The organism is Streptomyces sp. NK08204 (genome assembly GCF_020400585.1).
Lineage (GTDB): Bacteria > Actinomycetota > Actinomycetes > Streptomycetales > Streptomycetaceae > Streptomyces.
The window spans coordinates 49,279-71,109 of the sequence record NZ_JAINVF010000021.1; the positions used below are offsets into that span (position 1 = coordinate 49,279).

At 72.3% G+C, this 21,831-nt stretch carries 24 protein-coding genes; 12 read left to right on the forward strand and 12 right to left on the reverse strand.

Annotated features, from left to right (window positions below; translation table 11 throughout):
- Positions 1–148: 148 nt before the first annotated feature.
- Positions 149–406, reverse strand: a complete 258-nt coding sequence (locus K7G59_RS26055) for a hypothetical protein (RefSeq protein WP_225838284.1) — start codon at positions 404–406, stop codon at positions 149–151.
- Between the two features lie 13 nt (positions 407–419).
- Between K7G59_RS26055 and K7G59_RS26060 the strand changes: the two genes are divergently transcribed.
- The 5 genes from K7G59_RS26060 (at position 420) to K7G59_RS26080 (ending at position 6,996) form a co-directional block, all read left to right on the forward strand.
- Complete coding sequence (locus tag K7G59_RS26060) at positions 420–797, forward strand: hypothetical protein (protein WP_225838286.1); 378 nt, start codon at positions 420–422, stop codon at positions 795–797.
- A 209-nt stretch (positions 798–1,006) separates the two neighbouring features.
- Positions 1,007–1,858 (forward strand): S1 family peptidase, encoded by an 852-nt coding sequence (locus K7G59_RS26065; protein WP_225838288.1) that lies wholly within the window; start codon positions 1,007–1,009, stop codon positions 1,856–1,858.
- Positions 1,859–1,959: 101 nt separating this feature from the next.
- Positions 1,960–2,379, forward strand: a complete 420-nt coding sequence (locus tag K7G59_RS35410; RefSeq protein ID WP_225838290.1) for a S1 family peptidase — start codon at positions 1,960–1,962, stop codon at positions 2,377–2,379.
- A gap of 58 nt (positions 2,380–2,437) precedes the next feature.
- Positions 2,438–5,995 carry a DNA polymerase III subunit alpha gene (locus K7G59_RS26075; RefSeq protein ID WP_225838292.1) on the forward strand — a complete coding sequence of 1,186 codons (3,558 nt, stop codon included), beginning with the start codon at positions 2,438–2,440 and terminating at the stop codon, positions 5,993–5,995.
- On the forward strand, positions 5,992–6,996 hold the full coding sequence (locus K7G59_RS26080; RefSeq protein ID WP_225838293.1) for a hypothetical protein: 1,005 nt from the start codon (positions 5,992–5,994) through the stop codon (positions 6,994–6,996). The genes K7G59_RS26075 and K7G59_RS26080 overlap by 4 nt, the downstream gene beginning before the upstream one ends.
- 30 nt (positions 6,997–7,026) lie before the next feature.
- On the opposite strand, the gene K7G59_RS26085 is transcribed toward K7G59_RS26080, so the two are convergent.
- On the reverse strand, positions 7,027–7,401 hold the full coding sequence (locus tag K7G59_RS26085) for a cupin domain-containing protein (RefSeq protein ID WP_225838296.1): 375 nt from the start codon (positions 7,399–7,401) through the stop codon (positions 7,027–7,029).
- 109 nt (positions 7,402–7,510) lie between these two features.
- Here K7G59_RS26085 and K7G59_RS26090 point away from each other — a divergent pair, with 109 nt between their 5' ends.
- The 3 genes from K7G59_RS26090 (at position 7,511) to K7G59_RS26100 (ending at position 9,630) form a co-directional block, all read left to right on the forward strand.
- On the forward strand, positions 7,511–7,957 hold the full coding sequence (locus K7G59_RS26090) for a MarR family winged helix-turn-helix transcriptional regulator (protein ID WP_225838298.1): 447 nt from the start codon (positions 7,511–7,513) through the stop codon (positions 7,955–7,957).
- 191 nt (positions 7,958–8,148) lie between these two features.
- Positions 8,149–9,012: a triacylglycerol lipase gene (locus tag K7G59_RS26095; RefSeq protein ID WP_225838299.1), complete on the forward strand. Its 864-nt coding sequence runs from the start codon at positions 8,149–8,151 to the stop codon at positions 9,010–9,012.
- Between the two features lie 168 nt (positions 9,013–9,180).
- Positions 9,181–9,630, forward strand: a complete 450-nt coding sequence (locus K7G59_RS26100) for a GNAT family N-acetyltransferase (RefSeq protein WP_225838301.1) — start codon at positions 9,181–9,183, stop codon at positions 9,628–9,630.
- A gap of 26 nt (positions 9,631–9,656) precedes the next feature.
- Here K7G59_RS26100 and K7G59_RS26105 read toward each other — a convergent pair whose 3' ends face one another.
- The 3 genes from K7G59_RS26105 to K7G59_RS26115 all read right to left on the reverse strand — a co-directional run bounded on the left by K7G59_RS26105 (position 9,657) and on the right by K7G59_RS26115 (position 11,846).
- Complete coding sequence (locus tag K7G59_RS26105) at positions 9,657–9,812, reverse strand: hypothetical protein (RefSeq protein WP_225838303.1); 156 nt, start codon at positions 9,810–9,812, stop codon at positions 9,657–9,659.
- Between the two features lie 623 nt (positions 9,813–10,435).
- Positions 10,436–10,936, reverse strand: a complete 501-nt coding sequence (locus K7G59_RS26110; RefSeq protein WP_225838305.1) for a DUF402 domain-containing protein — start codon at positions 10,934–10,936, stop codon at positions 10,436–10,438.
- On the reverse strand, positions 10,917–11,846 hold the full coding sequence (locus K7G59_RS26115; protein WP_225838307.1) for a GNAT family N-acetyltransferase: 930 nt from the start codon (positions 11,844–11,846) through the stop codon (positions 10,917–10,919). The genes K7G59_RS26110 and K7G59_RS26115 overlap by 20 nt, the downstream gene beginning before the upstream one ends.
- Positions 11,847–11,916: 70 nt before the next feature.
- Here K7G59_RS26115 and K7G59_RS26120 point away from each other — a divergent pair, with 70 nt between their 5' ends.
- Positions 11,917–12,288, forward strand: coding sequence for a GntR family transcriptional regulator (locus K7G59_RS26120; protein ID WP_225838310.1), 372 nt, complete (start codon positions 11,917–11,919; stop codon positions 12,286–12,288).
- 120 nt (positions 12,289–12,408) lie between these two features.
- Here K7G59_RS26120 and K7G59_RS26125 read toward each other — a convergent pair whose 3' ends face one another.
- Together K7G59_RS26125 and K7G59_RS26130 are read right to left on the reverse strand one after the other, a co-directional pair.
- Positions 12,409–13,179, reverse strand: coding sequence for a DUF72 domain-containing protein (locus K7G59_RS26125; RefSeq protein ID WP_225838312.1), 771 nt, complete (start codon positions 13,177–13,179; stop codon positions 12,409–12,411).
- A gap of 29 nt (positions 13,180–13,208) precedes the next feature.
- Complete coding sequence (locus tag K7G59_RS26130) at positions 13,209–14,303, reverse strand: DUF5925 domain-containing protein (protein WP_225838313.1); 1,095 nt, start codon at positions 14,301–14,303, stop codon at positions 13,209–13,211.
- Positions 14,304–15,279: 976 nt separating this feature from the next.
- Between K7G59_RS26130 and K7G59_RS26140 the strand changes: the two genes are divergently transcribed.
- Complete coding sequence (locus K7G59_RS26140) at positions 15,280–15,549, forward strand: hypothetical protein (RefSeq protein ID WP_225838315.1); 270 nt, start codon at positions 15,280–15,282, stop codon at positions 15,547–15,549.
- Positions 15,550–15,560: 11 nt separating this feature from the next.
- On the opposite strand, the gene K7G59_RS26145 is transcribed toward K7G59_RS26140, so the two are convergent.
- The 3 genes from K7G59_RS26145 to K7G59_RS26155 are packed head-to-tail and all read right to left on the reverse strand — an operon-like array spanning position 15,561 to position 18,537.
- Positions 15,561–16,757, reverse strand: a complete 1,197-nt coding sequence (locus tag K7G59_RS26145; protein ID WP_225838317.1) for a CaiB/BaiF CoA-transferase family protein — start codon at positions 16,755–16,757, stop codon at positions 15,561–15,563.
- 44 nt (positions 16,758–16,801) lie between these two features.
- Positions 16,802–17,584 carry an ABC transporter permease gene (locus K7G59_RS26150; RefSeq protein WP_225838320.1) on the reverse strand — a complete coding sequence of 261 codons (783 nt, stop codon included), beginning with the start codon at positions 17,582–17,584 and terminating at the stop codon, positions 16,802–16,804.
- Positions 17,581–18,537, reverse strand: a complete 957-nt coding sequence (locus tag K7G59_RS26155; RefSeq protein ID WP_225838323.1) for an ATP-binding cassette domain-containing protein — start codon at positions 18,535–18,537, stop codon at positions 17,581–17,583. The genes K7G59_RS26150 and K7G59_RS26155 overlap by 4 nt, the downstream gene beginning before the upstream one ends.
- Before the next feature lie 63 nt (positions 18,538–18,600).
- Here K7G59_RS26155 and K7G59_RS26160 point away from each other — a divergent pair, with 63 nt between their 5' ends.
- The gene (locus K7G59_RS26160) at positions 18,601–19,329 is read left to right on the forward strand and encodes a TetR/AcrR family transcriptional regulator (RefSeq protein ID WP_225838326.1); all 729 of its coding nucleotides are present in this window, start codon (positions 18,601–18,603) and stop codon (positions 19,327–19,329) included.
- Positions 19,326–19,859, forward strand: a complete 534-nt coding sequence (locus K7G59_RS26165) for a nucleotidyltransferase domain-containing protein (protein ID WP_225838328.1) — start codon at positions 19,326–19,328, stop codon at positions 19,857–19,859. The genes K7G59_RS26160 and K7G59_RS26165 overlap by 4 nt, the downstream gene beginning before the upstream one ends.
- On the opposite strand, the gene K7G59_RS26170 is transcribed toward K7G59_RS26165, so the two are convergent.
- On the reverse strand, positions 19,856–21,013 hold the full coding sequence (locus K7G59_RS26170) for a type ISP restriction/modification enzyme (RefSeq protein WP_225838330.1): 1,158 nt from the start codon (positions 21,011–21,013) through the stop codon (positions 19,856–19,858). The genes K7G59_RS26165 and K7G59_RS26170 overlap by 4 nt on opposite strands.
- A 22-nt stretch (positions 21,014–21,035) precedes the next feature.
- On the reverse strand, positions 21,036–21,785 hold the full coding sequence (locus K7G59_RS26175) for a GntR family transcriptional regulator (RefSeq protein ID WP_225838333.1): 750 nt from the start codon (positions 21,783–21,785) through the stop codon (positions 21,036–21,038).
- Positions 21,786–21,831 lie beyond the last annotated feature (46 nt).

The following is a 21,831-nucleotide window of genomic DNA, read 5'->3' on the forward strand; positions in this document are numbered from 1 at the left end:
GTAGGGCTTGTTCCCCGTGACGATGACCGTTTCACACCCAGGTCGGCGCGGCGGTACCCGTCGCACGTACAAAGGCTCCGACGGAAACGATGAGCCGCCCACACGCTGTGAGCGGCTCATCACTGTTCCCTGCTGGTCAGGGGGCGGGCTACGGCGCTCCTATGCGTAGGAACTCACCATAGATTCGATGCAGCAGAACTGCATACCGATAATGGGCGTCGACAACTTCTCGCTCTTCCGTGGTCGCGCCTTCGCCGAATCGTTCCAGGCGAGAGGCGATCCCTTCAAGCAAACCCATGACGTCCCCCCGGGCCGGCTTGAATATCCCCTCGTCGACAAAAGGGATCACCTGGGTCACATGTTCGTCGGCGAGAGCTAGGTCGCCACCCACTTCCTTCCAGGTCACCCGCTTCGCCCCGGTGCCCGGCTCGGACCACAACACCGTCGCCATCGACCCGGTCACCAACCGCACCGCCCACCGCTACCGGATCAGCGGCACCACCTGGAAGTACAGCCTGTACGACCTGGCCACCTTCAAGGCCGGCACCTTCACCCCGCTGGCCACCATCACCCAGCCCTCCGTGCTCACCGGGCCGACCTTCCAGGGCTACACCTCCATGGGCCAGTACCTGTACACGATCGACGGCACCGCCTACACCTACGACAGCGACGGCAACCGGACGAGCACCAGCAACACCCCCACGGTCGCCCGCCTCCACCTCGGCTTCGGCTCCGAGGAGTCCCTCACCCAGACCGACAAGAAGGCCAGCTTCTACTACAAGGACCTCGTCGTCTGACGAAGAGCGGGCCGGTCCGAGCGCGGACGGGCGCCGGCGACTCTGCCCACCGCTGATCGAACAGGCCTTTTTTACAAGGACGTTGCCCGTGTCTTGTGCGTGGCGCCTGCGGGCGTCATTCTCACTGGAGCGTGTCAGGAACACGCCAGAAAGCGCGTTACGGGTCCTCACCCCCCGGCCCGGCCTTCCGCTTCCCATGAGGAGGATCAGTGAGAGCCAAGCGCACCCGACTGCTCGCCATCGCCGCAGGTCTCATCGCCGCGACCCTGGCCGGAGCCCCCACAGCGGGCGCGGTCGGCACCCCCGCCCGCAGTGCGGCCCAGCTGGCCCGCGTCTCGGACAACGTCGCCAAGGCCGCGGTCGACGGCACCGCCTGGTACACCGACCAGGCGACCGGCCGTGTCGTCGTCACCGCCGACAGTACGGTCACCAAGGCCGGCGTCGCCCGCATCGAGAAGGCGGCGGGCACCGACCGGGGCGCCGTGGAAGTCCGGCGCGCCGCCGGGGTCTTCCGCCCGCTGCTGTCCGCCGGCGCCGCCATCTACGGTGGCCAGTACCGCTGTTCCCTCGGCTTCAACGTGGTCAGCGGCAGCACGTACTACTTCCTCACGGCGGGCCACTGCGGCAAGGTCGCCAACACCTGGTACACCAACCAGTCCCACACCACGCTCATCGGCCCGAACATCGGCTACAGCTTCCCGGGCAACGACTACGCCCTCGTCCGGTACGACAACACCAGCCTCAGCCACTCCGGCGGCTACAGCGCGGCGAACGCCTACGTCGGCGAGAACGTCAAGCGCACCGGCTCCACTTCGGGCACCCACGGCGGTACGGTCACCGCCCTCAACGTCAGCGTCCGCTACCAGGGTGGCGGCACGGTCGACGGCATGATCCAGACCAACGTCTGCGCCGAGCCCGGCGACTCCGGCGGGCCCCTGTACGACGGGACGAAGGCGCTCGGCCTGACCTCCGGCGGCAGCGGCGACTGCACCACCGGCGGCACGACGTTCTACCAGCCCGTGCCCGAGGCGCTCAGCGCCTACGGCGTCAGCATCTACTAGACCCGTAGACCCGTAGACCCGTAGACCCGTAGACCCGTAGACCCGTGCGGCGGCGTCGTGGCCGCATTCGGGACGTCGGGCACGGGTGACCGGCAGGACGGTTGAAGGCTGCACGGCCGAAAGGCGCCCTCGGGGCGGTCGGCCGTGCAGCCGCGTGCGTCCGGGACGTCCCCGGCACGGCCTGGGTGGTGGACGGCAGGACCAACCGTGTCGTGGTCACCGTCGAGGGCACGTGTCCAAGACCGGGATCGCCGGGACCGAGCCGCAGCCGGGCGCCGGCTCCGGTGTGCCGATCACCCACTCGGCACCCGCACTCTCACCTCCCTCACCCTCACCCTTGCCCCGCACCCCCGCGCCCCCGCACCCCCGCGCCCCCGCACCCCCGCACCCTCGCGCTCCCGCGTGCCGGGTGCCGATGGTCCGGGATACCCCGCGGTCCGGACGGCCGGGTGTTTGCGCAGGTCGGAGGCGCAAGGACGGGTGTCGTACACATGTTCGGGAATGGAGGTATGGTGGGATGAGGAAGTTGGGAACTGATGTTCGAGAGCCGTTCGGGGCTCACGAGTGCGGGAGGTGCGTGTGCCGGGCTTCGCGCATCTGCACACCGTCTCCGGGTTCTCTCTGAGGTACGGCGCCTCGCATCCGGAGCGGCTGGCCGAGCGCGCCGCGGAACGGGGCATGGACGCCCTCGCCCTCACCGACCGCGACACCCTCGCCGGCGCCGTCCGCTTCGCCAAGGCCTGCGCCAGGGCGGGCGTGCGCCCGCTGTTCGGCGTGGACCTGGCCGTGGCCGGGCCGGAGACCGTACAGATGGAGAGGCGCCGCGCCCCCGTGCGCGGCGGCGCCTTCGTCGACGAGTCGGCGCCCCGGGTGACCTTCCTCGCCCGGGACGGCGCCCGCGGCTGGGCGAGCCTGTGCCGGATCGTCACCGCGGCGCACCGGAGCGAGGGCGGCAAGGGCGGCGCGGGCACGCCGCTGCTGCCCTGGTCCGACCATCACGGCGACGGCCTCACCGTCCTGCTCGGCCCCGCCTCCGACGTGGGCCGTGCCCTCGCCGCGGGCCGCCCCGACCGTGCCGCGAAGCTCCTCGCCCCCTGGCGCGAGGTCTACGGCGACGCCCTGCGCCTGGAGGCCGTCTGCCATGGCCGCAAGGGCACCGGCCCCGGCTCCCTGCGCCTGGCCGCCCGTACCCTCGGCTTCGCCGCCGAGCAGCGGATCCGGCCGGTGCTCGGCAACGCCGTCCGCTACGCTGACCCCGGCCAGGGGCCGGTCGCCGACATCCTGGACGCCGCTCGCCGCCTGGTCCCGATCGACGCCGTCGGGGAACCGGACTCCGGCGAGGCCTGGCTGAAGGGCGCGGACGCCATGTTCCAGATCGCCGAGCGGGTGGTGGAGGCGGCCGGCTACCGGCGTGACACCGCCCACCGGCTGATGGAGCAGACCGTGGCCGCGGCGGCCGAGTGCCTGGTCGACCCCGAGGACGACCTCGGTATCGGCACCGTCCACTTCCCCGAGCCGCACCTCGTCGGCGCCGGTCGCCGCACCGCCCAGCGTGCGCTGGCCTCCCGGGCGGCGGCGGGCATGGTGCGGTACGGCTATACCGGCCGCCGGGAGTACTGGGAGCGGATGCACCACGAGCTGGACATCATCGCCCACCACGGCTTCGCCTCCTACTTCCTGACGGTCGCCCAAGTGGTCGACGACGTGCGGAAGATGGGCATCCGGGTGGCCGCACGCGGCTCCGGCGCCGGCTCCCTCGTCAACCACCTTCTCGGTATCGCGCACGCCGACCCGCTCGAGCACGGGCTGCTGATGGAGCGCTTCCTGTCCAAGCAGCGGGTCGTACTGCCGGACATCGACATCGACGTGGAGTCCGCACGCCGCCTGGAGGTCTACCGGGCGATCATCGGCCGGTTCGGCACCGAGCGCGTCGCGACCGTCTCCATGCCGGAGACCTACCGGGTCCGGCACGCCGTCCGTGACGTGGGCGCCGCCCTGTCCATGGACCCCGCCGAGATCGACCGTGTGGCCAAATCCTTCCCGCACATCCGGGCCCGGGACGCCCGCGCGGCGCTGGAGGAACTGCCCGAACTCCGGCGGCTGGCCGGGGAGAAGGAGAAGTACGGCAGGCTCTGGGAGCTGGTCGAGGCCCTCGACGCCCTCCCGCGCGGAGTCGCCATGCATCCGTGCGGGGTGCTCCTGTCCGACGCCTCCCTCCTCGCCCGCACGCCGGTGGTGCCGACCAGTGGTGAGGGCTTGCCCATGTCGCAGTTCGACAAGGAGGACGTGGAGGACCTCGGACTGCTCAAGCTCGATGTGCTCGGTGTGCGGATGCAGTCGGCGATGGCGCACGCGGTCGCCGAGGTGGAGCGGGCGGCGGGCGAGCGGATCGACCTGGACGCGCTGCCGCCGGGCGACCCGGCGACGTACCGGCTCATCCGCTCCACCGAGACGCTCGGCTGCTTCCAGATCGAGTCGCCGGGCCAGCGGGACCTGGTGGGGCGGCTGCAGCCGGCCACCTTCCACGACCTGGTCGTGGACATCTCGCTCTTCCGGCCCGGCCCGGTCGCCGCCGACATGGTGCGGCCGTTCGTCGAGGCACGGCACGGCCGGGCGCCGGTGCGCTATCCGCACCCGGACCTGGAGGGGCCGCTGAAGGGGACGTACGGGGTCGTCGTCTTCCACGAGCAGATCATCGACATCGTCGCCATCATGACCGGCTGCGGGCGAGGCGAGGCGGACCGTGTCCGGCGCGGGCTGTCCGACCGGGAGATGCAGGGGCGGATCAAGATGTGGTTCGCCCAGCATGCGGCGGAGCGCGGCTACGACGCAGAAACGATTCAGCGGACCTGGGGGATCGTCGAGGCGTTCGGGTCCTACGGCTTCTGCAAGGCGCACGCGGTCGCCTTCGCCGTACCGACCTACCAGTCGGCGTGGCTGAAGGCCCATCACCCGGCCGCTTTCTACGCCGGACTGCTCACGCACGACCCCGGGATGTACCCGAAGCGGCTGCTGCTGGCGGACGCGCGGCGGCGCGGGGTGCCGATCCTGCCGTTGGACGTGAACGTGTCGGGGGTCGCACATCGTGTCGAACTGGTGTCTGAAACGCCTGGGTCCCCCGGGTTCCTTGGATCGCCCACCTGGGGACTCCGGCTCGCCCTCTGTGACGTGCACGGCATCAGCCGGGCCGAGGCCGAGCGGATCGCGGACGGGCAGCCGTACTCCTCCCTGCTGGACTTCTGGGAGCGGGCCCGCCCGAGCCGTCCTCTTGCCCAGCGGCTCGCCCAGGTCGGGGCACTGGACGCCTTCGGCGCCAACCGCCGTGACCTGCAACTGCATGTGGCCGAGCTGCACCGGGGCACCCGGGGCGCAGGGGGCGGCCAGCTCCCCCTCGCCGGCGGCCGCAGGACGGCCTCGGCCGGGCTGCCCGACCTGACCTCGGAGGAGCGGCTCAGCGCCGAACTTGGCGTGCTGTCCATGGATGCCTCGCGCAACCTGATGGACGACCACCGGGAGTTCCTCGCCGAACTGGGCGTGCTCTCGGCGCGCCGGCTGCGCACGGCCCGGCACGGGGAGACCGTGCTGGTCGCGGGCGCCAAGGCGGCCACCCAGACCCCGCCGGTCCGATCCGGCAAGCGGGTCATCTTCTCCACGCTGGACGACGGCACGGGCCTGGTCGACCTCGCCTTCTTCGACGACTCCCACGACGCCTGCGCGCACACCGTCTTCCACTCCTGGCTGCTGCTGGTGCGCGGAGTGGTGCAGCGGCGCGGCCCGCGCAGCCTCAGTGTGGTGGGCTCCGCCGCCTGGAACCTCGCCGAGCTGGCCGAACTACGCGCCGAGGGCGGTCTCGACGAGGTGGCGGCCCGGCTGGCGGCTCCCGTCCCGGGGCGGCCGGAGGAGCCGGGGCGGCCGGAGGAGCCGGGGCGGCCGGGGGAGTCTGGGCAACCGGCGCAGCCGGAGCAGCCGGGGCGGCGGTCGGGCGGTGGCGATCCGACGGGCGGGCGCCGGATCCATCTGCCGACCGGTTACGAGATGCATCCGTGGGCCGATCTGCGGCCCGCGGGCCAGGAGGCCGCACAAGGGCCTGCGGCGATACGGAAGTTGTGGCACCAGAGCCCGGGGAGTGCGGGATGACCATCCTCTGCGTACGTTTCCAGCTGACGCCGGAGCGCGAGGCTGCCCTGCCCGGACTGCTCCGCCTGCTGGAGGAGTTCACCCCGGTCGTCGAGGGACTGCCCCCGGACGGAGTGCTCGCCGATCTGCGCGGTGCCGAGCGCTACTTCGGCCGCGGTGCCGTGGAACTGGCGGCGGTGATCCGGGTCCGGTCCCTCGCGCTGTACGGCGTCGACTGCGCGATCGGCGCCGGGCCGGGCCCGATGCTGGCCCGGGTGGCGCTGCGCGACGCCCGGCCCGGGGTGACCTGTGCCGTATCCGAAGAACCGGGCGCCGTCGCGCAGTTCCTCGCCGGCCGGCCCGTGTCCGCGCTGCCCGGTGTCGGCGCGGCGACCGCCCGCACCCTGTGCGAGTACGGGCTGGACACCCTCGGCCTGGTCGCCGCCGCGCCCCTGTCCACGCTCCAGCGGCTGATCGGCGCGAAGGCGGGCCGCGAGCTGCGCGAGAAGGCGAACGGCATCGACCGGGGCCGGGTCGTGCCGAACGCCGTCTCCCGCTCTCTCGCCGCTGAACGTCCCTTTGCCAGTGACGAGTTGAACCCGGACCGGCACCGCAGGGCACTGCTGTCGGCAGCCGAGGAGATCGGCGCCCGGCTGCGCGCGGGGGAGAAGGTCTGCCACACCCTGACTCTCACCGTCCGCTACGCCGACCTGCGCCGCGCTCGAGCGGGAGGAGGAACCTGCGACTCGACCACGCGCAGCCGCACCCTCACCGAGCCGACCGCGCACTCCGCGGCCCTGACGAAGGCGGCTTACGGCATGTACGAGGCGCTCGGGCTCCAGCGCGCCCGGGTCCGTGCGCTCGCCCTGCGCGCCGAGGGTCTGACCCCCGCCTACCGGGCGTCGTACCAGCTCACCTTCGACCCCGTGGACGACAAGGTCCGCCGCATCGAGGAGGTCGCGGACCGCGCACGGGCCAGGTTCGGCCCGCGCGCGGTGCTGCCGGGCGCGCTGGCCGCGTGACGGGCGTCCTCCCGGACGCCTTCTCGTGGCTCAGTTGGCCCAGGGCGGCGTCAGACGGGTGCCGTCGGTCAGCTCCGCCGTGAGGCCGACGGAGGTGGTGACCCAGGAGACGGCCGTGTGATCGGTCGGGTTCTCCACGGCGAGGGTCGCACCGGCGTTGACGATCACCGTGTCTCCGGCGGAGACCCGCTCCGTGTGGCCGTCGAGGGTGATCAGCAGTTCTCCGATGAGCAGGTGGAAGATCTCCTCGTGGCTGACGGTGTGGGCGGGCGCCCTGGTGCCCGCGGGGATCTCCCCGCGCCAGGCAGCCAGCTCCTTGCTGCCGGTCCGGCGGGTGGCGTACGAGACGAAGCGGGCGCCGTGGATCTCGTGGGTCACGGACTCGGATGCGCGGACGACGGGCATGACGGTGATCTCCGTTCGGTCGGCAATCGGTGTTGGTCAAGCTGCTTGACCATCTGGTGCGTATGGTCAAGCAGCTTGACCAATCTGTCAAGGGTGCTTCAATGCCCCTGTGCAGAACTCCGAAGCCATGGCCCTGTCCGCCGCCCTGCTCGCTGCGGCCGGCGATCTGACGCAGCGCATCCATGACGGAGTCGTGGCCCGCGGCTTCACCGATCTCCGGCCCGCCCACGGTTTCGCCTTCGCGCGGCTCGCGCCGGACGGCGCCACCGTCAGTGACCTCGCCGCGCACCTGGGGGTCACCAAGCAGGCCGCGAGTCAACTGGTGGACGAGATCGTCCGCAAGGGGTACGCCGAGCGGAGGCCGCATCCCGGGGACGCGCGGGCCCGGCTGATCGTGCTGACCGAGCGCGGGTGGGCCTGCACCCGGGCGGCCGAGGCGGCGGCTGCCGACGTCGTGGGAGTGTGGGTCGAACTGCTGGGCGAGGGTGAAGTGCACGCGTTGCGGGACCGTTTGGCGCGGATCGCTCCCTATGGTCCGATCAGGCCTTCCTGGTGAGCGTGCTGACCGTCCATCAGTGATGCGGGGGTGGTGAGAGCGCCCCGGGATGTTACCGACAGTTTTTACCGACGCGTAACTTCACATCCGAACTACTCACCCGTAACTTGACGAGTGAACAGCATCCACGTGATCCGGATCACTGGGTTGAGTTGTCCCCCACCTCCCCTGAGCCGCAAGGAGATCACCCGATGCTGCCCTGGAAGCGAGTCCTCAGACCGCTTGCCGCGCTGCTGCTGACCGCAGCCGTCGCCGCCGTACCCGCCGCCACCGCGCACGCCACCGACGCGGCGCCGACCAGCGGCTGGAACGACTGGTCCTGCAAGCCCTCCGCCGCACACCCCCGCCCCGTCGTCCTCGTCCACGGCACGCTGGGCAACTCCGTGGACAACTGGCTGGCCCTCGCGCCCTACCTGAAGGACCGCGGATACTGCGTCTACTCCCTGGACTACGGTCAACTGCCCGGCGTGCCCGTCTTCTACGGCCTCGGGCCCATCGACCAGTCGGCGCAGCAGCTGTCCGACTTCGTCGACAAGGTGCTCGGCGCGACCGGAGCCGCCAAGGCCGACCTGGTCGGCCACTCGCAGGGTGGCATGATGCCCCGTTACTACCTGAAGTTCCTCGGCGGAGCCGCCAAGGTGAACTCCCTCGTGGGCATCGCCCCCGACAATCACGGCGCCACGCTGAGCGGCCTGACCAACCTGCTGCCGTACTTCCCCGGCGCCGAGGACCTGATCAAGGACACCACCCCCGGGCTCGCCGACCAGGTTCCCGGCTCCGCCTTCCTCACCAAGCTCAACGCGGACGGCGACACGGTCCCCGGAGTGCACTACACGGTCATCGCCACCAAGTACGACGAGGTGGCCACGCCCTGGCAGAGCCAGTACCTGAACGGCTCGGACGTCCACAACGTCCTGCTCCAGGACCTGTGTCCGCTCGACCTGTCCGAGCACGTGGCGATCGCCACCTTCGACCGCATCGCCTTCCACGAGGTGGCCAACGCGCTCGACCCGGCCCATGCCACCAGCACCACCTGCGCGTCCGCCTTCAGCTGACCGGAGCCGGGGCCTGTCCGGCCTGAGCCGCCGGACAGGCCCTCACCCCTGGGGACGGTGACCCCCGGGGCACCGTGAAATCCCCTACGGCGCACGGCGGATGCGGGTCCGTCCGGCCGGAGCTCGAAGACGTGCTGAGGCTGCGCTCAAGCAGGTACCGTGCGCGAGATGACAGACGAACTGATCCGCCCGGCCGGCCCCCACGACGTACCGGCCATCAAGTGCGTGACCGACGCGGCGTACCACCACTACATCGAGCGCATCGGAGTGGTGCCGCAGCCCATGGAGGCGGACCACACTGCGGACGTGGCAGCGGGCAGGGTGTTCGTCACCGGGGAGCCGGTGACCGGGCTGGTCGTCATCGACGCCCACGACGACCACCTGTTCCTCGACAGCATCGCCGTCCACCCCGACGCGCACGGCAAGGGAGTCGGCCGGCGGCTGCTGCACTTCGTCGAGGCACACGCGGGTGAGCTGGGCCTCGATGAGATCAGGCTCTACACCAACGCGATGATGTGGGAGAACCAGAAGATCTACCCGCGGTACGGCTATGAGGTCGTGGAACGCCGTGTCGACGGCCCCTACGACCGCATCCACTACCGCAAACGGCTGGGCTGAGGCGGGACTGCGGGACGCTCGGCGGGTCAGGCGTCCGGCCACCAGGTGCGTGCGATGTCCTTCCGCACCTCCGGGCGCGGCTGCGGACATCCCGCGGGGGGTTCTTCCGCCTCCTCGCGGGCCTCGCGGAGCCGGCGGCTGTCCGTCTTCTTCAGGGGCTTCTGCACGGTCATGCGGCGCATGGCTGCCTCCTTCAGTGCCTACCCGAGATCCGGACGGTCACGGAGGTAGACCCTTTCGGCGAGGGTTCCTCATCGGTGCCCGACTGTCAGTGGCAGATGTCACTCCCGGGACATGACGAGCGAGAGTGAGTCCACGGTTGCTCCCGGGCCGGGGCGGACCGGGACGCTGCCGCCGAGACCTTCGACGACGAGCCCGACCACGGCCTGCACGACCCTCACGTGCGTGCCGACGGGGCGGACAGACTTCGTTCATGACCCCCCGAGTACCCCTCGCACACGTCCTCGATCTCGGCTGCGGTCACCGGCAGCAGGTCGCTCCTCGCCGCCGAGCGGGGACACCGGGTGACGGCCGCCGACAGTTCCGCAGCCGTGGCCGACCGGGCCGCGCCGAGCTCGCCGGACGCGACGCGGTGGTGCTGCACGGCGACGCCGTGAACCCGCCCGTGGGGAGCGGCACCACGACGTCGTCCTCGTCCGCCAGGGCCGCCCGTGCCCTGCGCCGCCGGCGGACCTGCTGCGGCCCGCAGGACGGAGCGTGCCGGTCGAGGGCGTGCGGGGGACCCTCGCACCGGTGGGGACACCCGCCGGCCGGCACACCGGCCTCCTGACACCGCCGGCCTCCGTCAGGGCAGCAGCGTCTCGAAGTCGCCGCCCCGGGCCAGCGCCTCCAGCTCGTCGAGGGCGGCCATGGCGGCCGACGCGGCATCCGGGTCCGTCCTCGCCAGCCCGCTCGCGGCGAACTCGTCCTCGTCCAGGCGCCGTACGTCCTTGCCGTCCGCGGAGCGCCACAGGTCGAGGTCGAGGTCCTCCACGACCAGTTCGGCGCCGGAGAGGACGGCGGGCCGGGTGATGTCGCAGTACCAGCCCTTCACCGTGCCGTCCGCCGCGCGCACCTCCTTCACGGAGTACCAGCGATCCCGCCAGTAGTGCTCGGTGAACACATCGCCAGGCTGAAAGCGCACGAAGCCGAAGTCCCGCACGCCCTCGCCCGCCCACGGAGCCCGCACGGACACCCGCGTACCGTCGTCACCGATCAGCTCCGCGGCGTAACGGATCTTGGTACGGCCGGCCTTGACCAGGACGACCTCCACCTCGACCGGGGCCTCAGCCGAGTTCGCGGACATAGCGCACCTCCGTCGCACAGGTTTCGTACCCGAGCCACTTGTTGATCGCGATCATGGGGTCGTTCCCGGTGTCGTTGCCCGTGAACGCCTCGGTGACACCGGCCGCACGGGCCCGGTACAGGGAGTGGACCTTGGCGAGCTTGGCCAGACCGCGACCCCGGTACGCGCGGGCGGTGCCGGTCATCGCGGTGGCGTAGTGGCCGTGTCCGTCGGTGTACGCCACGCTGAACGCGACCGGGCGGCCGTCGACGACCGCGGCCATGGTCAGCTCCCGGTTCAGCAGTGGGTGCTTCCAGCTCTGCTCGACCCAGGCGTCGTAGTCCGTGAACTCGGTCGCTACGTCCCCCGGTTCGTCCCGTACCGTCTCGGCGTCCAGCTCGAACAGCGGCCGGGGGTCGTCCATGAAGTCGGCCGCCGTGCGCAGTTCGACGCCGGGAGGGAGGTCCGGCAGCGGAGGCAGGGTGCCGTTCGCCAGGTCCAGCCGCAAGAAGAGGGCGCAGCGGCTGCTCGAGTAGCCGCGCCGCTCGGCGAAGGCGCGATTGGCCGGCTCGTCGAGGACCCAGCTGAGCAGCCTCGTGGCGCCCTGCGCGGCCAGGTGCTCCTCGGCGGCCTGCACCAGGAGCCCGCCCGCGCCGCGGTGGGTGCGGTCCGGCCGCACGAACACGTTCACGCAGCCGAGGCCCGGCTCGGGGCTGTCATAGGCCAGATACGCCTGTGCCGTGCCGATCATCTCACCGTCCTCCTCGGCGACGAGCGGAAGCAGGCGGGCGTCGGGGTGGACCCGGTTGGCGAGGTGGCGGACCGAGTCCGAGGTGGACAGGATGTACGGGAGGGCCAGCCGACGGACCTCGGCGAAACCCTCGGTGTCGGCTGTGACGTCGGGGCGCAGAGCGCGCACGGTCAAGGTCATGTGCAAGGACCGTACGCACGCAGCTGCCGGGGTGCCTCTCATTTTCCGGTGCGTGCGGGACAATCGGCCTGTGAGCCTGAAGATCCACGTCGATGACAGCGCGCCGCCGTACGAGCAGGTGCGGGCGCAGATTTCCGAGCAGGCGCGCAGCGGGGCGCTGCCGGTGGGGTACCGGCTGCCGACCGTGCGGGGGCTGGCCGAGTCGCTGGGGCTCGCGGTGAACACGGTGGCCAAGGCCTACCGGGCGCTGGAGACGGACGGGGTCATCGAGACCCGCGGCCGCAACGGCACGTTCGTGGCCGCGGCCGGCCCGGCCGCGGAACGTGAGGCGGCAGCGGCTGCGCAGGCTTACGCCGAGCGGGTGCGGAGGCTGGGGCTGGGGGAGCCGGAGGCGCTGGCCGCGGTGCGGGATGCGCTGCGGGCTGCTTATGGGGAGAACTGAGCGGGGTTTCGGCACCGCCGGCCTGCGCGCGGCCGTGGCCGGGCGCCGTCGGGACCGGGCGCCGTCGGGACCGGGCGCCGTCGTGGCCGGGGGGCGTCGCGGCGGAAACCCGTCGACCGGTCAGCGGTGTGCCGCCGGCTCAGGTGTGCGCGTCACCGTCAGACCCGCCCTCCTCGCCGTTCGTCCGAAGGCCACCGCGTCCTTCACCGCCGCCCCGCCGGGATCGTTGTTGAAGTACGCGTACACGTCCTCGGCATCGGACCAGGTGGTCGCGATGCGGTCCGCCCATGTCTCCAGGGACCGTCGGCCGTAGCGCGGCCACGGGCTGGCCCGGCCCTGGTGGAAGCGGACGTAACCCCAGTCCGTGGTGCGCCACAGCGGGGTGACCGGGTGGGCCTGGACATCCGCCCAGCACAGGGCCGCACCCCGGGACGACAGCACCTCGCGCACCTCGCGCGTCCACCAGGACTCGTGCCGGGGTTCCACCGCGACCCTCGTGCCGGACGGGAAGCGGGCCAGGCAGTCGTCCAGCAGGGGCGGGTCCGCGCGCAGGGTGGGCGGGAGCTGGAGGAGGACGGGGCCCAGGCGGTCGCCGAGGCCCGCCGCGTGGGTCATCAGGCGGTGGACCGGCTCCGCGGGGTCCTTCAGGCGCTTGATGTGGGTGAGGAAGCGGCTGGCTTTGACCGCGACCACGAAGTCCTCGGGCACACGGTCGCGCCACGCCGCGAAGTTCTCCCGCGTCGGCAGCCGGTAGAACGCGTTATTGATCTCCACCGTGGCGAACCGGGCCGCGTACTCCTCGAGCCACAGCCGGGTCGGACAGTCGGACGGGTACAGGACGCCCCGCCAGTCCTTGTACTGCCACCCCGACGTGCCGACGAACAGGGTCATACGTCCATCAAAGCACCCGAAGGACCGTCCTACAGGTACAGCCCCGCGTCCGCCCCTTCCCGTGCCCCCGGTACCGACGTCGGTGCCGTGCCCCGGCGCAGGGCGTACAGCTCGGCCAGCGTCGCCCCCTCCCGGCCGACCCCCTCCTCGGTGCCGAGCCAGTTCACCGCCTCGCGGCGGGTCAGCGGGCCCACCTCGATGCGGGCCAGGCAGCGGCCGGGGCGGACGACGGCGGGGTGCAGCCGCTCCAGGTCCTCGTTGGTGGTGACGCCGACCAGGACGTTGCGGCCCTGGCCGAGCAGGCCGTCGGTGAGATTGAGCAGCCGGGACAGGGCCTGGCCCGCGGTGTGCCGGGCCTCGCCGCGGATCAGCTCGTCGCAGTCCTCCAGCAGGAGAAGACGCCAGCGGCCCTTGCCCGCGCCGTCCTCCTCGCCGATCGCGATGTCCATCAGATAGCCGACGTCGGAGAAGAGCCGTTCCGGGTCGAGGACGCAGTCCACCTGGCACCAGTCCCGCCAGGAGCGGGCCAGTGTGCGCAGCGCCGAGGTCTTGCCGGTACCGGGCGGGCCGTGCAGCAGGAGCAGACGGCCGGCGATGTCCTGCGGGGTCGTCTTCATCAGGCCGTCCATCGCGTCCGCCACGGGCGCCGTGTAGTTGGGGCGGACCTCGTCCCAGGTGCCCGCTGAGATCTGCCGGGTGGTGCGGTACGGGCCGCGCCTCGGGGAGACGTACCAGAAGCCCATCGACACGTTCTCCGGCTGCGGTTCGGGCTCGTCCGCCGCGCCGTCCGTGGCCTGGTCGAGGACCCGCTTCGCCAGCTCGGCACTGGTGGCGGTGACCGTGACGTCCGCACCCCGGTTCCAGCGCGAGACCAGCAGGGTCCAGCCGTTGCCCTCGGCGAGGGTCGCGCTGCGGTCGTCGTCGCGGGCGACGCGCAGCACGCGGGCGCCGTCCGGCAGCAGGGTCGCGCCGGAGCGCACGCGGTCGATGTTCACCGCGTGCGAGTACGGCTGCTCGCCCGTCGCGAAGCGGCCGAGGAACAGCGCGTCGACGACGTCGGACGGCGAGTCGGAGTCGTCGACGTTGAGCCGGATCGGCAGAGCGTCGTGTGGGTTCGCGGACATGCCGCCATGATCCGGCACAGGTGCGCCCCGTGCACGGCATTTCCGCTCCTTGTTCCGGGTGTTCCCGAGGCGGCCGCCTGCTCTTCGGGGCTCCGTCGGCTCCAGCGGCGACGTCTCCCCCGACGAGATCCGCTCCGGCGGCCCGACGACAGCGCCCGACCCGTCAGCGCCCGACCCGTCAGCGCGCCGGGCCCCGGCGGAGCAGGCCCACGCCGGGGAGCGGACCTCGGCCCGGCAACAGGCCCCCGGCCGGGAGCGCACCCGGCGGCTGTCCACCCGGCCCTGGCCGAGCAGGTCCGACGCACGTCCGACCCACGTCCGACGCACGTCCGGGGTGCCCACCACCGCCGTCGCGCACCCGTACGCCCCGGACGCGCCCCCTGTTCGTGCCGTCCGCCACGGCCACCGCGGCGGCGGCCCTCCTCGTCGCCTCCCTCTTCACGCGCAGGCGCAGCGCGCTCGGGGCCGGCCCGAGGCCGAACGGGTCCGGGCACGTGAGATCGCCCACGTTCTCGCCGCCCCCGGCGCCCACGCCGCGAGCAGCGAGGAGGTCCGGGGCCCGCACGATCGGAGTGACCGCTTCCGTGTCGCCGGGGCGAACCGTCGTCACCCTCGGCGGACACGGCACCCCGCCCGGTGGCCGCGTCCGTCCGCCGTGGCTCCTGCGCCCCCCGTGCGCGAGCGCGCTCCCCGGGCCTCCTCGCGGGCGACACGCCCCAGGGCGCCCAGGGGGCTCGCGCAGTCCTCGACGTCACTCCCCGTGACCGTGGAGCCTGATGGTGGATCAGCGCAGCCCATTGTTCAGCCGGTTGTCCAACTCACCTTGAAATCGGTCGGATTCGGAGAGTAGTCACATCGGCATGGTCAACAGCCTTACGGGGAAGGTGAATCCTGTGACCGTGATACACGCGTGCCCCACCGGGGCGATAGGGTTACTCTGCCCGGGCCGGGTGGACTCGTACGGGTGGGGAGTGACATGGAGCAGATAACAGTGCGCAGCAGGGCGAGGGTCCCTGCGATCACCTGCGGGAGCAGCGCGACCAGTTCGCGCCTGGACCGCCATCTGGCGGTGCTGGCGGGTCCCGCCATACCGCAGCAGAAGACGATCGAGGCGACGTCGCTGATGCGTGAGCTGACCGCACGTGACACCGTGCGCAAGCCCAGCGACCGGGGCGCGCGTGTCAGCCGGGTCTCCCTGTTCGCGCCGTTGCGCCGACTGCGCCGTTCCCTGTTCGGCGGCCACTGAGAGGCTCGCGCTCAGGCCGCCACACCGTCCCGGCGCAAGGCTGCGATCTCTTCGTCCGTCATCCCCACGGCACGCAGCAGCGCCTCGGTGTGCTGTCCGAGCGCGGGCACGTCACCCATCCGTGCCTCGTCCCCGCCCGGCAACGTGAGGGGAGGCAGCAGCGCGCGCAACGGCCCGACCGGCGAACCCACCTCACGCCACCGCTCCCGGGCCGCGAGTTGCGGATGCGCCGCAAGCTCCGGCAGATCCCTGAGCCGGGCGCACGCGATGCCTGCCTTCTCCAGCCGCGCCAGCGCCTCGTCGGCGTTCAGCATGCCCAGCGCCCTCGCGACCAGCGCGTCGGTGCGCTCCCGGTTCGCCACCCGCGCAGCGTTCGTCGCACAGGCCGGATCCGTCCCCAGTTCCGGCCTGCCTATGACCTGCTCGGCCAGCCGCCGCCACTCCCGGTCGTTCTGCACCGACAGCAGCACCCGCCCGCCGTCCGCCGTCTCGTAGGCGTCGTAGGGTGCGATGACGGCGTGCGCGAGCCCGGTGCGCGCCGGGGGAGTGCCGTCGTGCATCGTGTGGTGCAGCGGATGTCCCATCCACTCGGCCAGCGCCTCCAGCATCGACACCTCCACCGGCCCGCCGCGCCCGGTCGTGCCGCGCCGCACCAGTGCGGCCAGGACCCCGGAGAACGCGTACATGGCCGCCGCGATGTCCGCGGCCGGAATGCCCGCCTTCACCGGCTGCTCGGGCGTGCCGGTCACCGACACCAGCCCCGCCTCGCACTGCACGAGCATGTCGTACGCCCGCTTGTCCGCGTACGGCCCCGATCCGCCGTAGCCCGAGATGTCCACCGCGATCAGCCGCGGGTGCGCGGCACACAGGGTGGCCGCGTCCAGCCCGAGCCGGGCCGCCGCGCCGTGGGCGAGGTTCTGCACGAACACGTCCGCGTCCGCGACCAGCCGCCGTACGACGTCCAGGCCGCGCGGATCCTTCAGGTCCAGGGCGATGGACTCCTTGCCCCGGTTGCACCACACGAAGTGCGAGGCGAGACCGCGGGCCGCGGTGTCGTAGCCGCGCGCGAAGTCGCCGCCGTCGATCCGCTCCACCTTGACGACCCGGGCCCCCAGATCGGCGAGCTGCCGGGTCGCGAACGGCGCGGACACAGCCTGTTCGACGGCGACGACGGTGATGCCCTCCAGGGGCAGCGGGAGAAGGTCCATGGCGTGGATGATCTCCTCTGAGCGGCGCTGTTGTCAGCAGCCGTTCACCGCCGCCCGCGCGCGTACCGGCGCACCGCGAGCGGCAGGAACACCGTGACGAGCGCGAGACTCCACGCCAGCGCCCCGGCGACCGGGTGGGCCACCGGCCAGGCCGAGTCCGCCGGGACGGGTGAGTTGCCGAAGAGATCCCGCAGAGCCGCGGTCACCGCGCTGATCGGGTTCCACTCGGCGAGCGTGCGCAGCCGGCCCGGCAGGTTGTCGGTCGGGATGTAGGCGTTCGACAGCAGCGGCAGCACGAAGGAGGAGGCGCCGAGCTGGCCCGCCGCCTCCTCGCTGCGGGTGAGCAGCCCCAGGAAGATCCCGGCACAGGTGCAGGCCAGCCGGAAGAGCAGCAGCAGTGCCACCGCGCCGGCCGCCGCGAGTGCGGACCCCTCGATCCGCCAGCCCACCGCGAGCCCGGCCAACAGCAGCGGCACCGTTCCCACCGTCGTGACGACGAGGTCCGCGACCGCCTGGCCGAGGGGTACGGCGGCCCGGCTGACCGGCATCGTGCGGAACCGGTCCATCACCCCCCGGTGCGTGTCCTGGGCGGCCTGGAACATGCCGGTCATCAGCCCGCCGGCCGCCGTCGCCGCCAGCAGACCGGGCACCAGGAAGGAGCGGTACTCGCGGCCGGGCATCGCCAGCGCGCTGCCGAACACATAGCCGAAGAACAGCAGCAGGTTGACGGGCATCATCTGGGTCAGCACGGCCATTCCCGGGCTGTTGCGGACCCGCCGCAGCTGCCGTCCGGTCATCGCCAGTCCGTCGTGGGCCAACGCGCTCATGCCACAGGCTCCTTGTTGTCGGTGGACTCCCCGGTGAGCCGGAGGAAGACGTCGTCGAGGGTGGGCGGGCGCAGGCCGGCGTCCAGCAACGGCACGCCCGCCGCGTCGAGTTCGCGCACCAGCCTGGGCAGGGTCAGGGTCGGATCGGTGCTGACCGCGCCGACGGCGTTCCGCTCACGGTCGAACACCGGCTCACCGCCGGTGAGCCGGCCGAGCACGACGGCCGCCCGCTCCAGCGCCCCGGCATGGGCGACGACGGCCTCGGCGAACGACCCGATCAGCGCCTTGAGTTCGGCGGGCGAGCCGGTGTGCGCGATCCGGCCCCGGTCCATCAGGACGATGTCGTCGGCGAGCTGGTCGGCCTCCTCCAGATACTGCGTGGTCAGCAGCACGGTCGTACCGTCCGCTCGCAGCTCGCGGACCGCCTCCCGGACGAGGTTGCGGCTGGCCGGGTCCAGCCCGGTGGTCGGCTCGTCCAGGAACAGCACCTCGGGCCGCCGGATCAGACTCGCGGCGAGGTCCAGCCGGCGCCGCATGCCGCCCGAGTAGGTGGCCGCCCTCCGGTCCGCGGCCTCCGTGAGCCCGAAGCGCTCCAGCAGCTCACCGGCGCGCTCGGCCGGCCCCCGCACCCGGTGCAGCCTCGCGAACAGCCGCAGGTTCTCCCGGCCGGTGAGGTCTCCGTCGACCGAGGTGCGCTGTCCCGTCACCCCGATCCGCCGGCGTACGGCCGCGGGCTGCCGCACCAGATCCTGCCCGGCGACCCGCGCCGAGCCCCCGTCGGGACGCAGCAGCGTGGTGAGCAGCCGTACCGCCGTCGTCTTCCCCGCCCCGTTCGGCCCGAGCAGCCCGCACACCGAGCCCCGGGCCACGGCCAGATCCAGTCCCCGCACGGCGTGCACCGCACCGAACCGCTTCTCCAGCCCTTCACTAAGTACAGCGTACGTAGTAGCCATGGGTCGAACGTAGCGCACTACGTACGGTGTACGCCACTAGGATGGTGGCCGAGGTGATGACCGATGGCAGTCCGAGGCGCCGTACCCGAGGTGATCTGGGCGCGCCCCGAGCGCACGGGCAGGGGGCCGAAGCCGGCCCGCACACGCGACGACATCGCCGCCGCGGCCGTCCGGATCGCCGATGCGCAGGGGCTCGACGCGGTGTCGATGCGGCACGTGGCGGCCGAACTGGGCTGCGGCACCATGTCGCTGTACAACTACGTCCCCCGCAAGGAGGACCTCTACGAGCTGATGGTGGACGCGGTCAGCGCCGAGCACGCCTCGTGGGAGCCGAGCGGCAGTTGGCGGGACGACCTGCTCCGGGTCGCGCACCAGACCCGCACGCTGATGCACCGCCATCCGTGGCTGCCGCGCCTGATGTCCCCCGTCTACGGCTTCAGCCCGCACGCCCTGCGCTACCTGGAGCACTGCCTGGCCTGCCTGGACCCGCTGGAGGCCTCCTACAGCACCAAGTTCGAGCTGATCGCGATGCTCAACGGCGTCGTGACGACCTACGTCCGCAACGAACTGGACACCGCCGAGCGGGTCCGCGCCCTGCCGTGGTCCGAGAAGGAGGAGAACGCCGCCCGGATCACCTACCTGAGCGGCCGGATCGCCTCGGGCGCGTATCCGAGGATGGCTGCGGCGTTCACGGAGGCCCCCGGGCCGGTCGACGCGGAGGCCGTGTTCGAGCGGCTCCTGAAGCGGGTCCTCGACGGATTCGACCCGGAGCGTGGAGCGGCAGCGCGGTGAGCCGGAGCCAGGACCGTGCGGAGCGTCAACTCGCTTTGATCGCCGCAACATTGGAGATGTCCCGGCGCGACGGGACAGAGCTGTGGCTGCGCGGCGGCTGGGCGATGGACTTCTTCCTCGGCGAGATCACGCGCGAGCACGGCGACATCGACTGGTTCGCCTGGGCCTGGGACGCGGCCCGCCTGCGCACGGCCCTGACCGGGCTCGGCCACCGTCCGGTACCCGGTCCGCCCCCCGACCTCCAGCTCGACTTCACCAAGGACGGCCTGGACAGCAGCTTCACCCTGCTGGACCGGGACGACGCGGGCCGCGTGACCGTCGCCGGCGGGCCCTGGGCCGGAACGTTGTGGCCCGAGGGGATGCTCGGCACCGAGCCGGGGCGTATCGCAGGTCTGGCGGCGCCGATCGTCAGCCCGCGCGTCCAGATCGAGATCAAGCGCATGATGCCCGTCTGGGACCCCTCCCGGCCTCGCCGGGCGAAGGACGCCGAGGACATCGCCCGGCTGGAGGCCGCCCTGCGCCGCCGCTAGAGCAACGCGAACTGGCCCTCCGGACCCTCCTCGGGGTGGTCGAGGACCGAGGCGGGGCGACGCGCCGGGTCCGGGACCGGGAGGACGCCCGCGCGGCGCAGCTCGGCCGCCGTCACGTCCGATGTCGTCTTCGACGTCAACTCGGTGCGCAGTGGCTGGAGTTCGGCCAGCAGGGCCAGGACCGTGATCAGTTCCAGGAGCTCCGACGTCCAGGTCTGCGGCCAGGCCGACGGGCGGATCGCGGCGAGGGTGCCCGGCTCGGCGGGGGCCGTGCGCGCCGCGACCCAGGCCTCGAGGACGCGGACTCCGGCCACCTCGAAGTCCCAGGCGTCCGGCGGGACGGGCGAGATGCGGCCCTCGTCCAGGTGGAGGGTCTCCTCGTCGCGGTCGTAGCGAGGGGTGAGGGGGCCGGCGGGCAGGGGTGCGCGGACGTAGGGGCGGCGGCCACCCGGCAGCTTGGGGCGTTCGCCGTCGCGGCGCATCAGCCACAGGGTGCGGTGGCCCAGCTCGACGCCCCGCGCCCAGAGTTCCGCGTCCTCGGTGAGCGGCACCGAGAGGTCGGGACGGACGGCGGTGAGGATCCAGGCCAGTACGTCCACGGGAGCGGGGCGCTCGCCGAGGCGGGCGCGGAGGTGGTCGAGCAGGCCCGGGGCCAGATTCGGCTCGGCGCCGCCGGGGCGGCGGTACAGCGGGCGGATGCGGCCGGTGCGCAGGGCGGGGAACAAGGAGGTCGCCAGCAGGGGCCGCTCGTCGGCCGTCTCGACCACGAACACCTGCCGCTCGTCCGTCACCCGCCACAATTCCGGCCGGGCCGCGTCGATCAGCCGGTGGTCCGGGATCAGCCACTGCTCGTCGAAGGGTGCCGACAGGACCCGCACCGGCTCGGCGCAGGGGCCCCCGGCGCGCGCCAGCCGCCCAGTGCCGCCCGGCCGGCCCGGCAGCTGGCCCACCGCCGACTGGAGCGTGCGCGAGCGGGTCGGCTGGAACAGGGCCTCCCGGTCCGGCCCTTCCGCCTTCAGCAGAGCGGCCCAGCGGGCCTTCAGGGAGGCCGGATCGGGCGCCGTGGGCCAGGCGCGGCCCGGCCGCACGGGTGCGACGGACCACGGCATGAGGTCCGCCAGCGGCGGAGCGTCGTCGTGCGTCACGCTGGGCATGGTACGGCCTGACGGCCCGGGATCAGGTGGCGTCGAGCGTCACGGTGAAGGAGAAACGGTCGCCCCGGTAGTGGATGACCGCCACGTCCAGCACCCGCCCCTCGGTGTCGTACGTCACACCCGTGTAGTGCAGGATCGGGCTGAGCAGCGGCACTTGGAGCAGCCGCGCGGTCTCCGGGTCGGCGAGCCGGGCCTCCACGGTGTCCGTGATGCGGCTGATGTTCGCCTTGACGGCGTCCCGCAGCACCTTCGTCATCGGCCAGCGGACCAGGTCCTCGAGCTCGATGCGCGCGGCCACCTCGGGGCGGACGTGGTTGACGGCGTGGTTGGTCGGCTCGCCGGTCTCCTCGTCGCTGCGCAGCCGGTGGTACGTCGCCACCTCCGTGAGGTCCGGGAAGTACTCGGCGAGGCCGGTCGGCACGGGGGTGGTTCCGTGGCCCAGCAGCTCGGTCGTCATCCCTGACTGCTGGGCCACGATCGCGTCCACCGAGCCCAGCAGCCGCACCGGGGCGCCCGGCCGGGCGTCGGGCTCGATGAACGTGCCGCGCCGCCGGTGCCGGCTGATCAGTCCCTCGTCCTCCAGCTCCTTCAGCGCCTGCCGCATGGTCAGCACGCTGACGCCGTAGTGCTCCGCCAGCTGCTCCTCGGTGGGCAGGCGCAGTGGGTCCCGGGCGGAGCGGCCGAGGATCGAGGCGCGCAGCGACTGCGACACCTGATACCAGAGCGGCAGCTTGCGGTTCAGGACGATCGAATCCGGAGCAAAGGAGGTCACTTGGCTATCCGTACCTAATGAAGAACGGTCAGCGCAATGCCGGCGA